Annotated in this window: 12 protein-coding genes; 8 read left to right on the forward strand and 4 right to left on the reverse strand. The window is 54.8% G+C overall.

Annotation, left to right across the window (positions count from 1 at the left end; genetic code table 11):
* Nucleotides 1-27: 27 nt before the first annotated feature.
* The gene (locus tag BGE01nite_RS25675; protein ID WP_146855220.1) at nt 28-3,417 is read left to right on the forward strand and encodes a type I restriction endonuclease subunit R; all 3,390 of its coding nucleotides are present in this window, start codon (nt 28-30) and stop codon (nt 3,415-3,417) included.
* Between the two features lie 136 nt (nt 3,418-3,553).
* Nucleotides 3,554-4,408, forward strand: a complete 855-nt coding sequence (locus BGE01nite_RS25680) for a DUF6602 domain-containing protein (protein WP_146855223.1) — start codon at nt 3,554-3,556, stop codon at nt 4,406-4,408.
* 313 nt (nt 4,409-4,721) lie between these two features.
* Here the strand turns inward: BGE01nite_RS25680 and BGE01nite_RS25685 are convergent, their stop codons facing one another.
* Complete coding sequence (locus BGE01nite_RS25685; RefSeq protein WP_146855226.1) at nt 4,722-9,638, reverse strand: DEAD/DEAH box helicase; 4,917 nt, start codon at nt 9,636-9,638, stop codon at nt 4,722-4,724.
* Nucleotides 9,626-11,815 carry a hypothetical protein gene (locus BGE01nite_RS25690; RefSeq protein WP_146855229.1) on the reverse strand — a complete coding sequence of 730 codons (2,190 nt, stop codon included), beginning with the start codon at nt 11,813-11,815 and terminating at the stop codon, nt 9,626-9,628. Before BGE01nite_RS25690 ends, BGE01nite_RS25685 begins: the two co-directional genes overlap by 13 nt.
* A 358-nt stretch (nt 11,816-12,173) precedes the next feature.
* Between BGE01nite_RS25690 and BGE01nite_RS25695 the strand changes: the two genes are divergently transcribed.
* Genes BGE01nite_RS25695 through BGE01nite_RS25705 form a run of 3 tightly spaced genes read left to right on the forward strand, consistent with a single transcriptional unit; the run spans nt 12,174 to nt 15,162 of the window.
* Nucleotides 12,174-13,121, forward strand: a complete 948-nt coding sequence (locus tag BGE01nite_RS25695) for an ABC-three component system protein (RefSeq protein ID WP_146855232.1) — start codon at nt 12,174-12,176, stop codon at nt 13,119-13,121.
* Nucleotides 13,118-13,372, forward strand: coding sequence for an ABC-three component system middle component 8 (locus tag BGE01nite_RS25700; RefSeq protein ID WP_146855235.1), 255 nt, complete (start codon nt 13,118-13,120; stop codon nt 13,370-13,372). Before BGE01nite_RS25695 ends, BGE01nite_RS25700 begins: the two co-directional genes overlap by 4 nt.
* The gene (locus BGE01nite_RS25705; RefSeq protein WP_146855238.1) at nt 13,369-15,162 is read left to right on the forward strand and encodes a DUF2326 domain-containing protein; all 1,794 of its coding nucleotides are present in this window, start codon (nt 13,369-13,371) and stop codon (nt 15,160-15,162) included. The genes BGE01nite_RS25700 and BGE01nite_RS25705 overlap by 4 nt, the downstream gene beginning before the upstream one ends.
* A 390-nt stretch (nt 15,163-15,552) precedes the next feature.
* On the opposite strand, the gene BGE01nite_RS29950 is transcribed toward BGE01nite_RS25705, so the two are convergent.
* Nucleotides 15,553-15,801, reverse strand: coding sequence for a helix-turn-helix domain-containing protein (locus BGE01nite_RS29950; RefSeq protein WP_146855241.1), 249 nt, complete (start codon nt 15,799-15,801; stop codon nt 15,553-15,555).
* A gap of 56 nt (nt 15,802-15,857) precedes the next feature.
* Between BGE01nite_RS29950 and BGE01nite_RS25715 the strand changes: the two genes are divergently transcribed.
* From BGE01nite_RS25715 to BGE01nite_RS25725, 3 genes are read left to right on the forward strand one after another with little or no spacing between them, the layout of a single operon-like run.
* The gene (locus BGE01nite_RS25715; RefSeq protein ID WP_146855244.1) at nt 15,858-16,586 is read left to right on the forward strand and encodes a hypothetical protein; all 729 of its coding nucleotides are present in this window, start codon (nt 15,858-15,860) and stop codon (nt 16,584-16,586) included.
* A 33-nt stretch (nt 16,587-16,619) separates the two neighbouring features.
* Nucleotides 16,620-17,582 (forward strand): SEL1-like repeat protein, encoded by a 963-nt coding sequence (locus tag BGE01nite_RS25720; protein ID WP_146855246.1) that lies wholly within the window; start codon nt 16,620-16,622, stop codon nt 17,580-17,582.
* A gap of 11 nt (nt 17,583-17,593) precedes the next feature.
* Nucleotides 17,594-18,031, forward strand: coding sequence for a hypothetical protein (locus BGE01nite_RS25725; protein ID WP_146855248.1), 438 nt, complete (start codon nt 17,594-17,596; stop codon nt 18,029-18,031).
* Nucleotides 18,032-18,268: 237 nt separating this feature from the next.
* On the opposite strand, the gene BGE01nite_RS29470 is transcribed toward BGE01nite_RS25725, so the two are convergent.
* Nucleotides 18,269-18,720, reverse strand: a 452-nt coding sequence (locus BGE01nite_RS29470; protein ID WP_218033101.1) for a hypothetical protein, incomplete at its 5' end; no start/stop codon positions are given.

Raw genomic sequence — 18,720 nt, forward strand, 5'->3', positions numbered from 1 at the left:
CCTCAAAGTATTTATTAAGGCTCGCTCATGGCCTACACTGACATCAACAGCGAGGACCGACTCGTTCAGCAGACCTTTGCTGAGCACCTGGAAGGCGTACTGGGATGGGACAGTGTGTATGCTTACAAGGCAGAGACTTTTGGAGCTGAAGGCACGCTGGGGCGCGAGGACACGCGGGAAGTCGTGCTGACGCGTGATCTACGCGCTGCGTTGGTGAAGCTGAATGCGGCCTTGCCTGACAAGGCCATTGACGAGGCGGTGAGCAAGATGACGAGGCATGACTTCTCCCGCTCGCTGCTCCAGCACAACCAGGAGTTTCACGGCTTCATTCGCGACGGTGTGCCTGTGGACTACAAGGACGAGAAAGGCCACCCCCGCAGCGCACGGGCACGGGTGATTGATTTCGCCGATGTGACAAACAATCGTTTTTTGGCGGTGCGGGAGCTTTGCCTCACCGGTCTCCGCGCACCGAGTTACAACCGCCGCGCTGACCTCGTGTGTTTCGTCAACGGGTTGCCGCTGGTGTTCATCGAGTTGAAGGCAGTCTATCGAAACATTCGGGCGGGCTTCGATGGCAATCTCTCCGACTACATGGACGAGCATGTGGTGGGACATGCCTTTCATCACAATGCCTTCCTGATCGTGAGCAATGGCGACAACGCGCGCTATGGCTCGATCACCAGCGGCTGGGATCACTTCGCGGAGTGGAAGCGCAATGATGAGAAGGACAAGGGCAAGGTGAATGCCCAGGTGCTGCTGGATGGGATGCTGGCGAAGGACCGGCTGCTGGACCTGGTGGAGAACTTCATCCTCTTTGATGCCAGCAAGGCGGGCAAGACCCGCAAGGTGGTGGCGAGAAACCATCAAGTGCTGGGCGTGAATCTGGCGGTGGAATCGGTGATGCGGCAGGAGGTGCTGAAGAAGGAGTTTCCTGAGCGTCGCAAGGTCACCTATGCCGCCATGAAGAAGCCGATGCGTGCGAGCGACTGGACTTCCACTTCTGAAGCGCTGTTGAGGACCGATGGTGTGCTGGCTGAGCAGGCACCGGCAGACATGCCGTTGGTGCAGCGCGCGCACCCTGAACTGGGCAGGCTGGGGGTCTTCTGGCACACCCAGGGCAGCGGCAAGAGCTACAGCATGGCCTTTTTCACGGAGAAGGTGCGGAGGAAGCTCAAGGGCGCGTTCACCTTTGTGATCATGACGGATCGCGATGATCTGGACAGCCAGATTTACCGCACCTTTGGTGGCTGCGGCGTCATTGACCCGAAGAAGACGCCGCGCGCGAGCAGCGGAAAGGAGCTGAAGACGCTGCTGGGAGAAAACCATGCCTACATCTTCACGCTGATTCACAAATTTAACCAGGAGGTGGATGCACGGGAGCCCTACAGCGAGCGGGACGACATCATCGTGATCTCCGACGAGGCGCACCGGACCCAGGCGGGCAAGTTTGCCCGCAACATGCGGCAGGCACTGCCAAACGCCGCCTTCCTGGGGTTCACCGGGACCCCGCTTTTCAAGAACGATCATCTGACGAAGCGCATTTTCGGGGGCTACGTTTCCCGCTATGACTTCAAGCGTTCGGAGGAAGACGGCGCGACGGTGAAGCTGGTTTATGAAAACCGGGGTGAGAAACTGGGGGTCGCGAAGCTGGACCTGAACGACAGGATCGCGGAGGTGATCGAGCAGTCGAACCTGGATGAGGATCAGCAGGCACACTTGGAGAATCTACTGGGCAAGGACTATGAGGTTATCACGGCCCCCGACAGGTTGGAGAAGATTGCGAAGGACTTCGTGGACCATTGCTCGGCGCGCTGGCAGGCAGGCAAATCCATGCTGGTGTGCATTGATAAGATCACCTGCGGTCGGATGTTCAACATGATCACCCCGCATTGGCAGGCCAAGACACTGGAAGTGAAGGCGGCAGCGGAGTCTGAGCCGGACGCGGACAGGAGAGATGTGCTGAACGCCAAGGCACGCTGGATGGAGGAGACGATCATCGAAATCCAGATCAGCGAGCAGCAAGGCGAGGTGAAGGACTTCAAGAAATGGGGAGTGGACATCATCCCTCACCGGGAGCGCATGAAGAAGGGTTTCGAGGTGGGAGAAGAGACGCTTTCGATGGAAGACGCCTTCAAGACTCCGAGCCATCCCTTCCGCGTCGTGATCGTGTGCGCGATGTGGCTCACCGGCTTTGACGTGGAGAGCCTGAGCACCCTCTACATTGACAAGCCGATGAAGGCGCACACGCTGATGCAGGCCATCGCCCGCGCCAACCGCCGATGCGAGGGAAAGGACTTCGGGCTCATCGTGGACTACAACGGGATGCTCAAGAGCCTGCGCGCTGCCCTGGCGCAGTATGCGCTGGGCGATGATGAGGAAGGTGGCGGCGGAGGTGGCGGCGGCGAGGAGATCGTGGCCCCCATCGAGGAGCGTGTGCGGGCGCTGAACGAGGCTATTGTGGCGACGGAGGCCCACTTGCTCGGGCTGGGATTTGATGCGACGAAGCTAATCGGAGCCAAAGGTTTTACCAAGACGGGATTGCTGGCCGATGCCGTGAATGCCGTTTACAAATCCAAGGAGAGCAAACAGCGCTTTGAGATCATGGCACGGCAGGTCTTCCTCCGTTTCAAGGCATTGATCATGGAGGAGGCGATTCACGCTTTCGCTGAACGGCACGACAACCTGGAGGCCATCTATAAGAAACTGGAGGAGCGGCGGGACATGTCAGACGTGACGGGGGTGCTGAAGGAACTGCACTTGATCGTGAACGAGGCAATCCGCGCACAGGCACCGGGCGACGATCAGACGGAGGCGAAGACCTACGACCTCAGTAAGATTGACATGGAGAAGCTGCGGGACGAGTTCGCGCAAAAGATCAAGCACAAGGCCATTGTGGTGGAGGACCTCCGCGCCCTGATTGAGCGCAAGCTGGCGCTAATGATGCGCGCCAATCCGCAGCGCATGGATTACCACCGGAAGTATTCGGAGATCGTCGCGGACTACAATCGGGAGAAGGACCGTGTGACCATCGAGGACACGTTTGCCCGCCTGGCGGACCTTCTCTCCAGCCTCAACGAGGAGCAGCGCCGGGCGGCAGAAGAAGGACTCACGGAGGAGGAGCTAGCCATCTATGACCTGATGAAAAAGGACAAGCTGACCAAACGCCAGAGGGAGACCGTCAAGGAGGCTAGCAAGCACTTGCTGGCGAGGGTGCTGGAGGTGCTGGCCCTCCGCCACGACTGGACGGCCAAAGAGACGACGAAGGCGGACGTGGAGCAGTTGATCCAAGTCGAGGTTTTCAGCCTGCTGCCTGACCCGCCCTTTGACGAGGACGAGAAGCTGGCGCTCGCCGGAAAGGTGTATCAGCACGTTTTCCAGCAGAGCAGTAGCGGCGTGAGGGGTGGAAAGGCGGCCTGACGCGTTGACTTCAGAGCCTTGAAGCCCTCAACCAGATAATCGTTCCATTTTACACGAATGAGCGCTTTCATACTCCTTTCGCTAGCGGAGCCGTGTCATAGATTGATCTGAAGTCGAAACCAGCTTAGTCAATTATATGCTTAAAAATCACATGGCGCGGATTGAGGATTTGCTCTTGGCGCAGTCTAGGATTGCTGCCAACACCGGACACAACCTGCATAAAGGGACGCCTCGCGAAGCGTTCGTGCGAGGCTTTCTAGAGGAGCATCTCAGCGAGAGAGTCGCCATCGGAACCGGAGAGATCATCGATGCAAATTCAAAGCCCGGCGAAAAGCGGAATCAAATTGATATTGTCGTTTACCGACGCGACTTCCCCAAGCTATCGTTCGGCGGAGGAGTGAACGGCTTTCTTGCCGAGTCGGTGGTTGCCACTATTGAGGTCAAATCTGTTTTGGATATTCCGGCGATGAAGCAAAGCATCGAAACGGCACACCGAATAAAAGGCCTTACCAGAAATCTTGTTACCACTTTTAAAGCCGGGTACCAGCCTCCTAGCATACTTAGCTTTGTCGTGGCTTACGATGGTCCCGCCTCAATGAATACGGTTCGTGCCTGGCTACCTGACATCCATAACGAGTTAGGAATTGATGATCCTCGAATGCCGCCAAACCTCGCTCAGCGAACTTCGGTTCCAAGCCCATCTATCGACGGCGTAATCCGGCTCGGATGCGGTGTTGTTTACTTCGATAATTGCCCAAGCGGGTTCATTAATGAGGACGGTGACGGGTTTCGTGCAAGTCACCCCTATTTAAATTGGGTTACTGTCAACATGGCCGAGGGCAGCCTTCTATGGTTCTTTTTAATTTTGAGCCAAGCTGTCAGCGGAGTTTCCGCGTCATGGCTCGATCCGGCCCCATACGTCGCCAACTTTAGATCAGATGATATTTCATTAGGGTCTGGAAGTTGGGAAGCTAGTCTGCGAGACGGTTAGAAGTTAATAGCTGAAAAGCGGTAGTTGGCTTTTGAGGAATTTTCACCGAGACCGCTACTTGAACCGCAACTTACGAGTATCGGCACGGGCTCGTTTCAAACTCCTGCCCCGCCCTCTGCGGGGTTCTAAAGAACCCCGTTGAATCCTCATAATAGGCCACAGCAGGCGCTCACTCAATCGCCAGGAGGGCTCCGCAGCTCAATTGCGCCACCGTCACCCTCGGAATTCGTTTACATGCGCCTGGGGGCGGTTTCCGGGGCCGCCAGAAGGCAGGACGTGCGTTTCGTCCCCAAATCGCCACGCTGATGAGTGGCTACTCATGGCAAATGGCGGCTGTCCCGCCATTTAGGCCGGTCATGTTCCGATTCAAAAACTCGTGGTGAGTTTGATTTGAGAAGTCTTTGAGGCATTCATAGCAGGCCGTTTCGCAACAGCAGGTGCCAACGATCCTCAGTGCGGACTCGACGACCTCACCCCACCTTTCTCGGGCATCAAGCACGAGACCAGCACCGCCAGGGGCTTTATCAAAGAGAACAATCTCATCGCCACCGGTTTGACTGCGGCGAAAGCTTACTCCCACCTCATTGAGGTCTAGTTCTAGCACTTCGCATAGGCCACGGTGAAGGGCGTAGCCTAGAGACTCGCGCGAAGGCGGTGAGATGAGGGGGCGGACGACGAGGCAGAACGATTCAAAGATGTGGCCGTAGGCGACAGTGATGGAGCGGTTGGCTTCGGATGAACATTTCTCATTACGACCAAAGATGGGCAGGTAGCGAAGCCACTTGTGCTGAGTGGCTGATGCGCCAGTGAGAGGCACAGGCTCGCTTCGCCCACAAAGGCGGCAGAGTTTGAAGCCCTTATTTCCTGGCGCGTAGTTGTAGCGGAACAGCTTACCATTCTTTTTCAAAGCTATGTTGAAACCTGTGTGTGCGGTAAATGTCACATCATCAAGAGTGTCAATGAAATGCGTGAGCCCTTGGCGCTGTCGTATCGGTTTGGTTCGCCCGAAGTTGGCCTTTGCCTTTTCGTCATGAAGAAATGCCGTCGGCTGAATAAAGCGACGGAAGGTTGGCTCAAGCACCTTCCCCTTACAGGCTGGGCAGCTATCTCCAAGTGATTCCTTTAATTTGGTTTTGGTCAGTTCAGTGCGAACCAACTGACACTCGGGACAGCGCCAAAACCATTGGGGATCGGGCATCTCTTTCCGGGTTGAGAAGAACAGTCCTCCACTAGTGAACATCTGCTTTCTCGCGACGACCTGGGCTCCAGGAGCATATTCGCCAATCGCCTGCCCACGATCTCTGCTGAGATCCACATCACTCTCTGCATAGCGGTCGGCTTTTGTCACCAGCTCAACCACATCAAGCGGAAATGCATACCGTGGAAGAAAACCGCGCTTCGCTAAAATACTTATGAGGTCTGCCTTGAGAATGGACTGAATAGCGCGTTCTGAATCACCAGTTGCTTGTCCTTGTGCAAAGCGCTCTTTGCGTTCATCGAGGAGTGATTGCAGATCATCTCGGACTTCTTGGATACGCTTGGCAAAGCTTTCGATGCAAACAGTCAACGCAGTGGCCCAGCCCCCAACAGCAGCAGCGATGTCATGAAGAGAAGATTCTTCGCCAACTGGAAGGGAACAACCGGACATAGCACCTTGTAAATCCAACACCATATTCTGCGTCCCCTGCGGGAACCAATTGAGGGGCAGTCCTGTGCGAAGTTCTTGAGGGATGCATATACCCAAGGGAATCTGCTGTTTCCTCGCGAGAGAGCCAAGCGTTTCCATGCTCGCACGCAATGCAGACGCGAAAAAGTAAGCATTCAGATGACGCTGCGCGAGATGAGCGTTGAGCAGGAATACCGAGGGTGGATTCACCGTGCCCTGCATAAGCCGTTGTTCGGGCTGCCGCCAGCAGTCGAGGTCATACTTGGTGCCTTTGCAGAGGGTGACGCACACAGCGTTTCGATCCGCCCCACGACCTGCTCGGCCAACGCGTTGAATGTAGGAGGCCGCGCTTGGAGGCGCATTCCGAAGCAGCACCTTTTGCAAGTCGCCAATATTGATACCCATTTCAAATGTGGTCGTGGAACTCAGCAAATTGACGCCTGCTCCACGAAAGTCCTCTTCAACGAGGGCGGCGACATTTTTTGCGAGCTGTGCAGTATGCTCTTCAGATGCCAACGATTGAAAGGTGACATCGGGAAGTGCAGATACCCAGCGTGCAATTAAACGATCATCGTGATCCAGTGACGGCATTTGCACCAGCGTGCCGGAGCATTCCTTTTTTGGACAAACGTCGCGGCAGTTCCATGTCGCAACGGTTTGGCAGGCTGAACAGCAAAACCGTTGCGGTGCAGCTTCCACCTGCAAGTGTGACGGAATGAGCCGCCATCTGTCGCCGTCATCTTGGCGGAGTGTGGCAGTTTTTGTGAACACGTCCCACAAGCTCGACGCTACTTCTCGTGCCTGGGCGATGCTAATGCTCAAGGTGCGAGCGAGATAGTTGGTGAACTCGTTACCCTGTGCGCTCGTGACAGCGGAAACAAAGCCTTCGGCGTTTTTCAGACCGCCTTTCTCTTTCGCGAGAAAAATGTCAGCCGTCACCCGCCCAAATGCAGGGTCGTTATGCTTCACGCCTGGGGGAAGGCCGAATGCTTTGCGCTTCCTTGCATACCCAAACAAAGTTTGGAGCAAAGCCTCGCTGTCCGATGGCGAGAGGTTGAATCCCTCCAGGACATTATTAAGCTCCATCCGCTTAGCGTCGTCGAGATCATACCGGACCCGCACTGCTCCGAAATCCTCAGCGCTATCGCGAGACGAGTCGGGAATACCGAAATAGGCAAAGATTTGAGCTTGGAAGAACTGTTTCCAGTCGGGATCATCGCCTTCAGGCCGCACGGATGATGGCAACAAGAGCTTGTCCTCGGGCGACAAAGTGTCATCGGCAAATTGCTGATTCAGTAGTTCAGCCAGCTTGGTGAACTTCAATGGCTTCTTCTCCTTGAGTGCGATGCGTGTAATCTCACGACCAAGATCCCAGGGAAATGTTTCATCTTCCAACAAGGCTGGGAATGTGGCGGCTTTCTGTCGCTGGTCGGCGAAACAAAGCAATTTGCGAATCTTCCAACGCTCCTTTGCCAACCAGGGTGAGACATCGAAGTGGGCGAAAGGAATTGCGGCGGCAAGCCCCGCCTCATCTTCGGACTCCTGGAACCGACGCACGGGCTCAACGCCCATGGTGTTTCGAGCAAGGCAGTTCGGACACTGCCCCAGCATATGCTTTACATCCTTCTCCAATTGCTCCGTGCCCTGATCGCTGGGGCATTGGCGATGGAAAATGTCTATCTGGCGAAGATGACTTGCTGCGCCACATTGACATGAATCAGTGTGGTTGTGCTGGCGTTTACCGCAGGCCGCACACCACGCAGCTTGTTCAGGGTTGAAGATCAATTTCTCGTTATCGCGATCTTCGTCGCCATCAGCAATGGGTCTCGGATAAGGTAACTCGGGACCAACTGAAACATAGGTGTGAAAGCTGTCGGGTGCCCAACCTAAATCGGTATCGAACGAGTCATGGCTCGGCGCGGGGACTGTGGGTGCGCCCTCGACAGATGCCTCGCCGACATCACGCTTCGCACGCGCTCGCGTGGGACCAAGGTCTCGAAGCGCTCCATAAAGCCAGCCGCAACGCCGACAGGACACGACCTCCACCAAGCGCGAAGCGATGCCCTCTGCATGACAGGCTGGACATGAGCCCTCAGGTATCGAAGCAATATCCGAACGACGCGAAGAATACACGGCAGGCACATCACCGTGCCGCCCAGGGCAATCTTCACGTAGACAAACATGCAAGCCGTCCTGGGCACGTAGAAAGTAATGCAGACGTGTCGGAAGCAAAGCCTCGTGCCCAGGCTGGTTTTCGTCTGCTGTCGCAACGAGCGCGAGCAAGGCTGACAATGCCGCTTCGCGTTGTAGATGATCCTTGAATATTTTCCCAGATGCATCCTCAAATCGAACCGGTTTGCGAAGAACCTCACTGCGAAGTTTGAAAACGTTCGCATCAGACTCCAACCACTCCCGCAGTGAGCTTGCGCCAGTTGCGGGCAGCTTGGCGAGGGCAGCCTCAGCCCCACCCTTAGCCAGAGCGTCGCCGGCGGCCAAGTAGTCAGCTATGCCTGCCTCGGCTGGCTTTGGCGGAGCACTGATCGTCTTTGTTGTGCCATAGATGAGTCCGTTTGTGTTGAACTGTTCCCCAAACAAGCCTGACGCGAATAAACGCACCCGCTCTATGCTTTTTGCATCCCCCGCTTTGCCAAGTGTGGCTGAGGTCGCAATGCATACAGGCTTGGTAACACCCAGCCGTTCCTTGAGTCTGCGCAGCAAGAAGGCTATCTCGGTAGCCTGCACACTGCGATAGGCATGAGCTTCATCCAGAACAAGAAACTTCAGACGGGCACCCTCGAACACTGGCGCATCAATGGGGCGCACGAGCAGATACTCCAACATCGAAAAGTTTGTCACCAAAATATGAGGCGGTGACTGTCGAATCGCACCGCGATGGCGCAAATGATTTGGGGTGGCTCGTGCCTTTGCCATCTCTTTGTGGAATTCTTCATTGGCCGCATCATCAAGCTCGTCAGGATCTACCTTGCCCTTGTGTCGTGCTCGGCAAGCCTCCCGAAGTCCTGCTTCAAATGCCTTCTCGTCACTTGGGGTCTGCCCCGTGAATCTCGCAAAGGTGATTTGCGGGAGTTTCGCCAGCAAGCGCTCCCAGTCCTGCAACTGGTCATTCACGAGTGCGTTCATCGGGTAGATGATGATGGCTCTGAGCCCAGGCGAAGGGTCACGAATTAGATCATCGAGAATGGGAAGCTGGAAGCACCGCGTCTTACCGCTGCTTGTGCCTGTCGCAACCACGACGTTTCCGCCACCCAGGACAAGAGTGAGCGCATCGCTTTGGTGCTTGTAGAGCTGGTGCCCTCCCATGACCTCGGTGATGGTCCTCTTGGTGTCATCGGCCAAGGGTAATGCATCAAGTGACGCACCTCGCTCATAGCACGTTGCGGCTTCCAGAAATGGTCCGTTGATGAGCTGCTTGGGGTCTTGCAGAATTGAGTGCCACTGATCCTTGATGCCTTGAAAGCGCTGATGAACTTGATATTGTGAACGCAGCATGGCAGTGAAGTTGGAAACAACTTCACGATTAAAACGGGTGTTCAGTGAGTCCATAGGCTGTGATTCATGATGCGGATGCGTTTCTCTAAACACAACTGGCGCAGACGTTGGTCTACGGCTCCTTTTAGAGGAAATTTTATTTCCAGATGTGGCGGGCGTCCGCGTTCCCACACGGCTTTAATTGGCGTTGAGGGTTCGATCTGTGCTAGAATCGAATAAATTTGGTTGGTCAGCCCTGAGTAGCGAACAGTGAATGACCCGGAATCGTGACTTCCTACGTGAAGGCGATTTTCAAAGTCAGTCCAACACTGGCCTCTACGCTTCATCATACCAGTGCGCTCGATCACGAGGAATGCCCATTGATTCAGTCGCGCTTGCACGTTGGAGACATTCATCATTTCATAAGCGATGAGCAATTCTTCCCACGAGGCATGATGCTGAGTCGCAGTGAGCAAGAACCACGGCAAGTAGTCACGGAAGCGGACTTGCAGTTTGTCGAGATGTGACTGCTTCAGCGTTTCGGTCACACCAAGCTGTACCTCGGCTGCATTGCCAAATGGAATCACGCCATGCCGCTCCGAACGAAGTTGCACTGAGAATGGGAGCGCGTTGTCTTGTTTTGCAACGGCCACCATTGCCACATGGAGCTGGTTGAACCCGCCAAGCTTGACTGCTGGCCGTGCCGGTTCCGAGCGCGGAGGCGGATAACATGCATCAGCAGCAACTTTGAAGTGAAAGAGTTGGTCGTCCTCCAAACCAGATGTCTCGTCGCACTCAAGCCATTTGCCATTGATACGCCGATCAACCGTATAGAGTCGAAATTCCTTATTTAATAGCGCAGCAGTTTCCTCCCCAGAACTGGCGAGCATCCCTTTGGGCATTTTTATCAGGAACCAAGGCCAGCGAGGCAGTCGAACTACTCCACTACGCGACACATCCATCTGAAAACGATCTGTGGGTGACGGGAAAAGGCGAAGCTCCAATCTCTCGCGAGGAGCGAAAGTGATCTGATGCCAGCCTTCCACGCCGAGTGTAGCCCTTCGACCTTCGGGTTGCAGGCGGCTAATGAAGCAATTGGAACCATCTCGCAGTTGGAATTCTTGGTTCCAACGGATTTCATCGTCGTCGTCATTGAGCCACCCGTCACGCGTTGTGAAAGCCAGTTTGTGCCGCGAAATGATTGTGTAAAATCCAACAGGCAAGCCACGTGCTACAGGTGACACGAATGAGCCAAGAGTGTCGGACCATAGAGCCCAGGGCATTAGACCTCTCAGCGGCGGAAACTTTTTATCCTCGTTGCCTCGGAGCAGATGTAGCGTCAGCGCGGAGACAAACGCATCACCATCTACCGCCAGTGCCACGGGATTCGTTGATGCCTTCGCGCATTTCTCCCCGACTCGCCAGAGAGCAGGCAGATCGGATTCCTTGGCGATTCTAGGCGCTTCCAGTGTGATGCTAACTATGCCATCTTGTTCCCTGAAACGAAGTCGTGGGCGATCCCTGAACAGCGATTCCGGGTCATCTGGTCGGAGGAATAGCGCTGTCTCGGGAACAGCTTCGAAGTATTCCGCGCGCAACAGTGACATCTGTTTGATGTCTGATAGGGTCCACTGCGGGTGCGCATCCAGGACTCGCCGAGCATCTAACATTTCTTCGACCCACTTCGTCGCGGTCTCTCTGTTCTTCACAAAGAAATCTCGCAGATTCTTCCTGCCGCCGACCCACATCGAAATGCCTGACTCCCATTCGTCGTCATTCCACCTTTTGTATTCATCACTGGCAAACAATAGTCGCTCACAAACCGAAATGAAACCCCGCCAAACGCGGACAGGAATACCGATGTGCCGGACAGCGGACTGGACATAGAGCCGATGAGAACCCACAAGAAGAGGCAGGCCGCAGTATTCCGCAATTAGGGCGAATGCATGATTCACCTCTGATTGTCGGTTTGTCGGAAAGTTCGCTTCGCCGACGGCCTCGGCAAAACTGTCCCAGAACTTGTTCCCCTCGTAACGCAGGAATGCGACTGAGTGGTAGAGCCTCAATAGGAGATAGGGATGTCTTGAAGGTGTGTTCATCCACCCCTGATGCCAGAGCAGCCTCGCCAAGCTAAGCATATGGGGCAATTCCTCCGCAGATGGAAGCGCCTTCAGACAGCCGCCCATGGCTTCCCGCGCCTCATTTGGGAGTGCATCGTAAGCGCTTTGGGCGTCTTGCTCTGGTGTCGGCATCCAAAATATTCTGGACGACCACCCCTGAGACATCAAGCACAGTTTCGAAACCTATCTAAGCGGTTGGCCGCAATTGGGCAGGCTGGTCACGGGCGTCCTGCGTAGCCTCGTGCCTCGCCCACATTGAGCACTTCGAGCGTATGACCTTGCTTATTAACGTTAACACAAATCCCAGTCGGCAGCCGCGACAAGGTGCTATTGGGGGGCCTTCTGGCCACCGCTTGGTTGCGCTAGAGAAAAAGGTCAGCCGGAGACTGGGAGGTTTAGGCTTGTCATGGCCACGGACGCGGCTGTGATCACTGTGGACAAAGCTTGTATAACCGACTAGAAGAGCGTAAGTATTCTCCCGTCCTTTACGATGCTTCGCTTTCCACTCCACGACCTGAGCGACAGCGAGTTTGAAAAGCTCGTTGGCCTCATCTGCCACAAACTTCTGGGGCCGGGAGTCACGACTTTCGCCAGGGGTAAAGATCGTGGAAAGGATGCCAAATTCATAGGCACCGCTCAGGTGTTTCCTAGCCCCACAAACCCCGCAGCGGGGAAGTTTGTCATTCAGGCCAAACACAGGGCCTCGCCGGTTGGAACCTGTTCTGACTATGAATTTGAGACCAAGACTTTGAACGAGGAGTTGCCTAAAATAAGGCGCATGTTCGATGATGGGGAGTTGACGCACTACATTCTGTTCACCAACAGGAGGAAAACGGGCGGTGCAGAGGATCGCATTGCTAAACGAGTCTTGGACGAAACCGGCGTGAAAGATTTTTGGCTCAGAGGATTCGAGGATATCGAGAGCGAACTTTTGCTTCATCCGGATATAGTTAGAGCCGTGGGGCTCGACAAACTCCGCTCCCCTATCATGTTCACACCGAATGACCTCCGTGATGTGATCATGGCCCTCTACGAGCACCGGCAGAACCTGCCCGATTCCTTCGATAGCGAACACGACTTTCGTGATTATCCAGGCATCGAGGTAAAGAATTCCGTCAACGGCCTTTCGGCTGTTTACTTCGACTATATCAGGGAAAACTCCATGATGCACTTTGTGGCAATTGAAGACTTCCTCAAGAATGCCAGAAACCGGACAATCAAAGAGCAATATCACGCAGTGGCGGATGAGCTGAAAGGACAGCTCATTGTTCATAGGGAACGCTTTTCTGCGTTTGATGATGCCCTTGAACACCTCCATCACCTTATTCCAGAACGAAGCCCAGGAATAGCGGTGGCTAGCCACCGTCCGCTGCTGAAAATTGTCATCCACTACATGTATGTGAATTGCGACATCGGTCGTAAAGCTCCCCTCTCATGATTCGCCCCGCCAAGCATCTTGATCTCAACACCTGCATCCTGCGGGCCGCCAGCCTCTTGCTTGCTCAGCTCCAGGCGGAGCGATTGTGCAAGTTTGATGACCTGCGTCAGACGCTGGCGGCCCTGGGACCGGATGGCGATTATGTCTTCCTGCCCACGGTGCATTTCCTATACCTGCTGGGGCGCACTGAATATCACGCGCAGACGGACTCCTTTGAATATTTACAGCCTCAACCGGGCGAGGTGTCATGAAGCTCATCCACCTCTACACAAACCAGCCTAATCTCTTCGCACCCATCCGCTTCCGCGAGGGCTTTAACCTGATCCTGGCCGACATCCAGCATCCGCAGGACAAGAAAAAATCTGGCCACAATCTGGGAAAATCATTTCTAATTGAAGTGCTCGATTTCGTTCTGCTAAAAGGGGTGGATAAGAATCACACGTTTAAAAAGCGAGCCGATTTGTTTGCCCGCTTCATCTTCTTCTTGGAGATCGAACTGCCCGGCGGAGGCTTCGTCACAATTCGCCGGTCTGCGGATGAACCAACAAAGATTGCTTTCAAAAAGCATACAGAACGCTACCAGAACTATAGCAGCATTGAAGAAGTTGAGTGGGATCACTGGCGGGAATCATTCAAGAGGGCTGTTGCACTCCTCGACAGCCTTCTTGCCTTTGCTTCCATCAAACCGTTTTCTTACCGGAAAGGAGTTTCTTTTTTCCTCCGCACCCAGCAGGACTATGGAGATGTCTTCAAACTCTCCAAATTCGGAGCGGGTAATCATCCGGACTGGAAGCCGTACGTGATCAAAGTTCTAGGCTTTGATCACAATATCGTAGTGGCCAAGTATGATGCCGATGCCGCCTTAGAAGCCGCAGGAACAAAGGTCAAAGAATTGCAGCTCGAAATCCCCGTTACGCCGAAGGATCACGAGAAACTCAAGGCGCAGATCAATATCAAACGAGATGAGGTGGGGAAAGCTGTGGCAGCCCTCGACCGCTTCGACTTCCAAGCTCAGGAAACCATGCTTGCCCGGACCGTGGCCGAGCAAACCGAGGCTGAGATCGCCACCATCAACGAAAACCTTTACAATGCCCGCCACGACCTCGCGACCATCCAGCGTCAGCTCGCCGACAAAATTGATTTCGACCTGTCCGACGTCCAAAGAGTCTTTAATGAAGCCCAGATCTCCTTTCCTCAGCAACTAGCCCGTGACTATGACGATTTGGTGATTTTCAATCGCCGTATTCTCACGGAACGCCAAGCCCAATTGAATGACCAGGCCGTCACCTTGGAAAAGCAGATATTCCTTTTGGAAAAAGACCATGCACAGCTTTCGACCAGACGGCGCGAAATGCTGGGCGTTCTAGGGGGCAGCGACAGCTTGAAGAAATTCAAAGATCTCCAGAGGCAACTTGATCAAGACCGGGCCGATCTTTCCATCATGGAAACCCGTGAGAGCAAGCTGCGGGAGGTCATCTCTGCGCAACAGCAAGCTACGGCGTTGCGCGAGGAGGTAAAACGCTGCACCGAAGCCCTTAGAGACATGGTTAGCCAGAGTGTTCCGCGTTATCAGGCGATTCAGCTCACGTTCGCCCGCATCATCAAACAAGTTATGGACCGTGAGGCGCTGCTCTATGTCCAGCAAATGGAAAAGGGAGGGAATCTTGATCTGCGGGCGGAGTATTCTGATCCTGCGACACAGCGGGCCACCGAAGAAGACAAAGGCACCTCCTTTAAACAACTTCTCTGCATCGCCTTCGATCTCGCTGTTCTTATAAGTTATGCCAAGGAGCCCTTTTTCCACTTTGTGTATCACGATGGTGGCCTTGAGCGACTGGAGCGGAAACGCAAACTCGCGCTGCTGGAGGTTATACGTGAGACCTGCACGACCTACGGTATTCAATACATCCTCACTGCTCTGAGCGAAGATTTGCCGGAAGGCGATGCCCCTTCGGGCGTGCTACCGAGAGCGGAAGAAATTGTCCTACGCTTGAACGATGGCGGCATCAACGGCCGCCTGTTTCGCATGGAGACATTCTAAACACGCTCCACTTGGCCACATGCAGATGTTATTCACCACGGAAACTCGGATCGTTTGTCTCGCGGTCCTTCTTAGAAAATCCCACCGCCGATAGCGGCAGTCCCTTCCAGGGGGCCTTTAGGTCCCCGCTAGAAGGGCACTTTAGACAAATCGCCTTTAAGAGTCCCAGGAGGCACCACACACCCAAATCCGCTGTCCCAACCCTCAAAACGACCAAAAACGCGTTCTAGGGGCACTTCCGGGGCAAATAGAGGCCTACCCGCTGTTCTTTTGACAGCCTACAGCCATAAAGCGTGCCGTTTTCCCGGTCCGCTGACTCCTTTGGGTATAGTTACCCCGACCTCTCAGCAGTCCTGACGAACCCATTCAGCCGGAAATCGAGACAGCCCGCTAGCGTCGGCGGCCAGATGAGGCCTGGGCTAGGAAATCCGCGAGGTTCAGCTTCAAACCGTGAGCTATCTGAAGGAGCACCCAAAGCGTGGGTCTCGCCTGATCATTTTCGAGGTGGGTGATAGTGGTGCGGCTCACACCGATGGATTCCGCCAAGGCGGTGGCCGAGAGATTCTGTTTCAGACGCTCCTCCTTCAACAGCAGCACGAGCCGCCGTTCGGTTGGATTGATCTGAGAGCCATTGGACACTCACCGAAATTTCCCATTGCATCGCGCTTTGCACGGGCATTAAAATGCCCATTGCCATGAATCTGGACCCTAAACACAAAAAGGAAGGACTCCTCATTTCCAGACCGGTCCCGCGAAACCCACTGCTTAGTAGGCTGGCGACCGCTGCTCTTGTAGTATGCATTCTCGGTGCCCTACCTCGCTCCGCGCAGGCCAACGACTTCGACGACTGGCTAGCGGCCAAGAAGGGACGAACCTGGACCGCTGCGGATGGACGGCAAATCAACGCACGACTGGTTAGCTACAACTGGCCCGCCAAGACAGTGGAAATCAGGAAGCAGGATGGCAGGCAGTATGAACTGGAACTGAAGGACCTGTCGAAGGAAGACAATGAGTTCATCAAGACGATGGCGACGGTTCCCCAGCTCGTCACAGCAGCGGAGATGAAGGAGAGAGTGCTGGCCTACCGATTGCTCGATGTGAACGGGAATCCGTCGAACTATGGAGGCAAGGCAGGCAGATTGCTTGATGAGTTCAAAGCTGCCGTAGCGGACGGCGAATACGATGTGGAGATCCAGCTTGAAGCATTGGAATGGAACGTGGCGGAGTATCGCCGAGTTGGGCAAAAGGAGAAGGCAGAAGAGACAGAGACGAAGCGCATGGAACTGGCTTTGGAGAAAGAGAAACGGGACCTGCTGCGGCGGCAAACCGAAGCGCTTGAGGCCACTGCTGATGCGACGGCCAGCATGGCATGGCAGCTCCGCGAAATCAAAACACAGATATGGTTCCATCGGCAGGGTCTGTGAGTTCAGAAAAAGCCAAACGAAAAGGTTGTCGTCATGAAGATCATCCTCGCATTCTTGCTCGTCTTCAGCATCTTCACCCCAGGGCACGCGCAAGACGCAGTTCTGAGAGCAGAAGCGGCCAGCGGAGACGCCGTCTCGCAGTTCGATATTGGCATGATGTATGCCACGGGCCTAGGAGGCACGAAGGACGAAGCCGAAGCGGTAAAATGGCTGAGAAAGTCTGCCAATCAGCATTTCGCTGGCGCACAGACGAAGCTAGGATTGATGCTGCTCAACGGACAAGGTGTGGAGAAGGATGAAACCGAAGCCGCGAAATGGTTTCGGAGAGCTGCGGATCAGGACGACGCCAAAGCCTGCTTGTATTTGGGAACGATGCTTGGCAATGGCATCGGCGCTGAAGCGGACGTGACAGGGGCAGTGAAATGGATCATGAAGGGGGCAGAGATGAATGATGCACAGGCACAAACGATGCTCGCCGTCATCTACTCGAAAGGCGAGTGGCTCCCAAGGGACGAGGCGAAGGCAGTGAAATGGTTCCGGCGAGCTGCCGAGCAAGGTAATGTCACCGCTCAATGCGATCTCGGTGTTCGCTTTGCGAGCGGAGATGGCACAGAGACGGACTATGTAGAAGCACTGAAGTGGCTGCTCAAGGCAGCCGAGCAAAAGCACAGCCGCGCCGAGTTCATTCTCGGATACATGCATGAAGTTGGACAAGGCGTGCAAAAAGACACGATCAAGGCAGCCGGTTGGTACCGGCGAGCGGCAGAACAGGACTATGGACCGGCACAGCACAATCTCGGCCTGATGTGTGCCCAGGGACAGGGAGTGTCAGTTGATTACGCCGAAGCGCACAAATGGTTGAGCCTTGGGGCAGTCAACGGCAGGAGAGAGGCTCGGGAAAGCCTCGTCATTCTCGAAGAGCGGATGACCGCCAGCCAAAAGGCAGAGGGGATAAGGAGAGCGGCAGAACATCTCAAGGCACATGCCAACCACTGAGCCTCCCCTACATGACGAGAGATTCTGCCAGATTGAAAATTGAAGAATACACTTGTTTGCGAACGCGTGGTGAGGCGATGGCCGTCGTCTGTGAATGGGCTGCCCCTGGCCTTGCCGAAAATCTGCCCTTCAGCTACCAACTCCGACGCCATCCGTTGGCATTTATTCTTGGAGCAATCGTTGTGCTGCTGGCAGTCGGGGGGCTGTTTCACCCCCTGTCCCTGGGCTGCGCTATCCTGCTCCTCGTGGCGGGTTGTGAGGTGCCGAAAAAGATCATGTTCAGCGATAAAACCGCAGGGAAGTTCGTATTGGAATACGCCCAAGAAAACCCCGGTTATTTTGAAGAGTTAGTGATGTGGGAAGCAGTCACGTTCTACTACACGGAAAGATGCGGACGGGAGGAACTGAACGAGGGCAATGGAACCCGCCAAGATGGCGCAAGGACATAAGGGACCAGGAGGGGCCCGAGAAGGAGGACCTGGGACGCGACGGAGAGGCAGCGACGGGACGGATGCTGCCAAAATGCTGCCTCTTTACAACATGGGTGGCACCCCCAGTTATCAGTGGCAAATCCACGCTTATGGGCAGGTCCGCGATGGGCCAAAATAGACGCAAGATAAGCGACTGAAACGACATGTAATTCAAAGGGGACATGGGCCGGTCCGACTGACTAAAGACTGACTGTTTCATCCCTGTTTAAAGGTGGGGTCGTGGTTGTGTACAGTAGATGCGTGCTCGCTGTCACACTCTCCCTTTCCACCGACACCTCCAAGTCCCCCCATGGACCGGAGGACCGCAGTGGAGTAACGGTGTCGTCTCTTCCCCTTCCTAACCCTGTCCATCGCCCCCTCCTTAGCCGGTCTCCTTCTCCCAAGTCCCATACAGAACCACAGACGCATAGGCACCCTCTTGGGGAGCCAGGACGGAGGGAATTTGACGAAGTTAAGCCTACCTTCCTCGTCCCGTCCTTTGATGTCCTTGGCAAGATACTCCTCAAAGTGACGTCCACCCGCTTGTGATCTATAGTGGAACAAGCAACCAGAATTGTTTGAACGGGAGTTCATGGAGAGCCAAAGCTCTTTGAGGGCTTCTCGTTCGTGATGCTCAAGGCGACGGACAAATCCGATATGGAAGTGTG

It is taken from the genome of Prosthecobacter gellanilyticus, from assembly GCF_007992435.1.
Classification (GTDB): Bacteria; Verrucomicrobiota; Verrucomicrobiia; order Verrucomicrobiales; family Verrucomicrobiaceae; genus Prosthecobacter; species Prosthecobacter gellanilyticus.

What these genes read in the sequence shown, in the direction of transcription:
- BGE01nite_RS25685 (WP_146855226.1), bottom strand. Translation starts at nt 9,638, where the DNA reads ATGGACTCACTGAACACCCGTTTTAATCGTGAAGTTGTTTCCAACTTC.
- BGE01nite_RS25725 (WP_146855248.1), top strand. Translation starts at nt 17,594, where the DNA reads ATGACGAGAGATTCTGCCAGATTGAAAATTGAAGAATACACTTGTTTG.
- BGE01nite_RS25705 (WP_146855238.1), top strand. Translation starts at nt 13,369, where the DNA reads ATGAAGCTCATCCACCTCTACACAAACCAGCCTAATCTCTTCGCACCC.
- BGE01nite_RS25700 (WP_146855235.1), top strand. Translation starts at nt 13,118, where the DNA reads ATGATTCGCCCCGCCAAGCATCTTGATCTCAACACCTGCATCCTGCGG.
- BGE01nite_RS25675 (WP_146855220.1), top strand. Translation starts at nt 28, where the DNA reads ATGGCCTACACTGACATCAACAGCGAGGACCGACTCGTTCAGCAGACC.
- BGE01nite_RS25695 (WP_146855232.1), top strand. Translation starts at nt 12,174, where the DNA reads ATGCTTCGCTTTCCACTCCACGACCTGAGCGACAGCGAGTTTGAAAAG.
- BGE01nite_RS25690 (WP_146855229.1), bottom strand. Translation starts at nt 11,815, where the DNA reads ATGCCGACACCAGAGCAAGACGCCCAAAGCGCTTACGATGCACTCCCA.
- BGE01nite_RS25715 (WP_146855244.1), top strand. Translation starts at nt 15,858, where the DNA reads ATGAATCTGGACCCTAAACACAAAAAGGAAGGACTCCTCATTTCCAGA.
- BGE01nite_RS25680 (WP_146855223.1), top strand. Translation starts at nt 3,554, where the DNA reads ATGCTTAAAAATCACATGGCGCGGATTGAGGATTTGCTCTTGGCGCAG.
- BGE01nite_RS25720 (WP_146855246.1), top strand. Translation starts at nt 16,620, where the DNA reads ATGAAGATCATCCTCGCATTCTTGCTCGTCTTCAGCATCTTCACCCCA.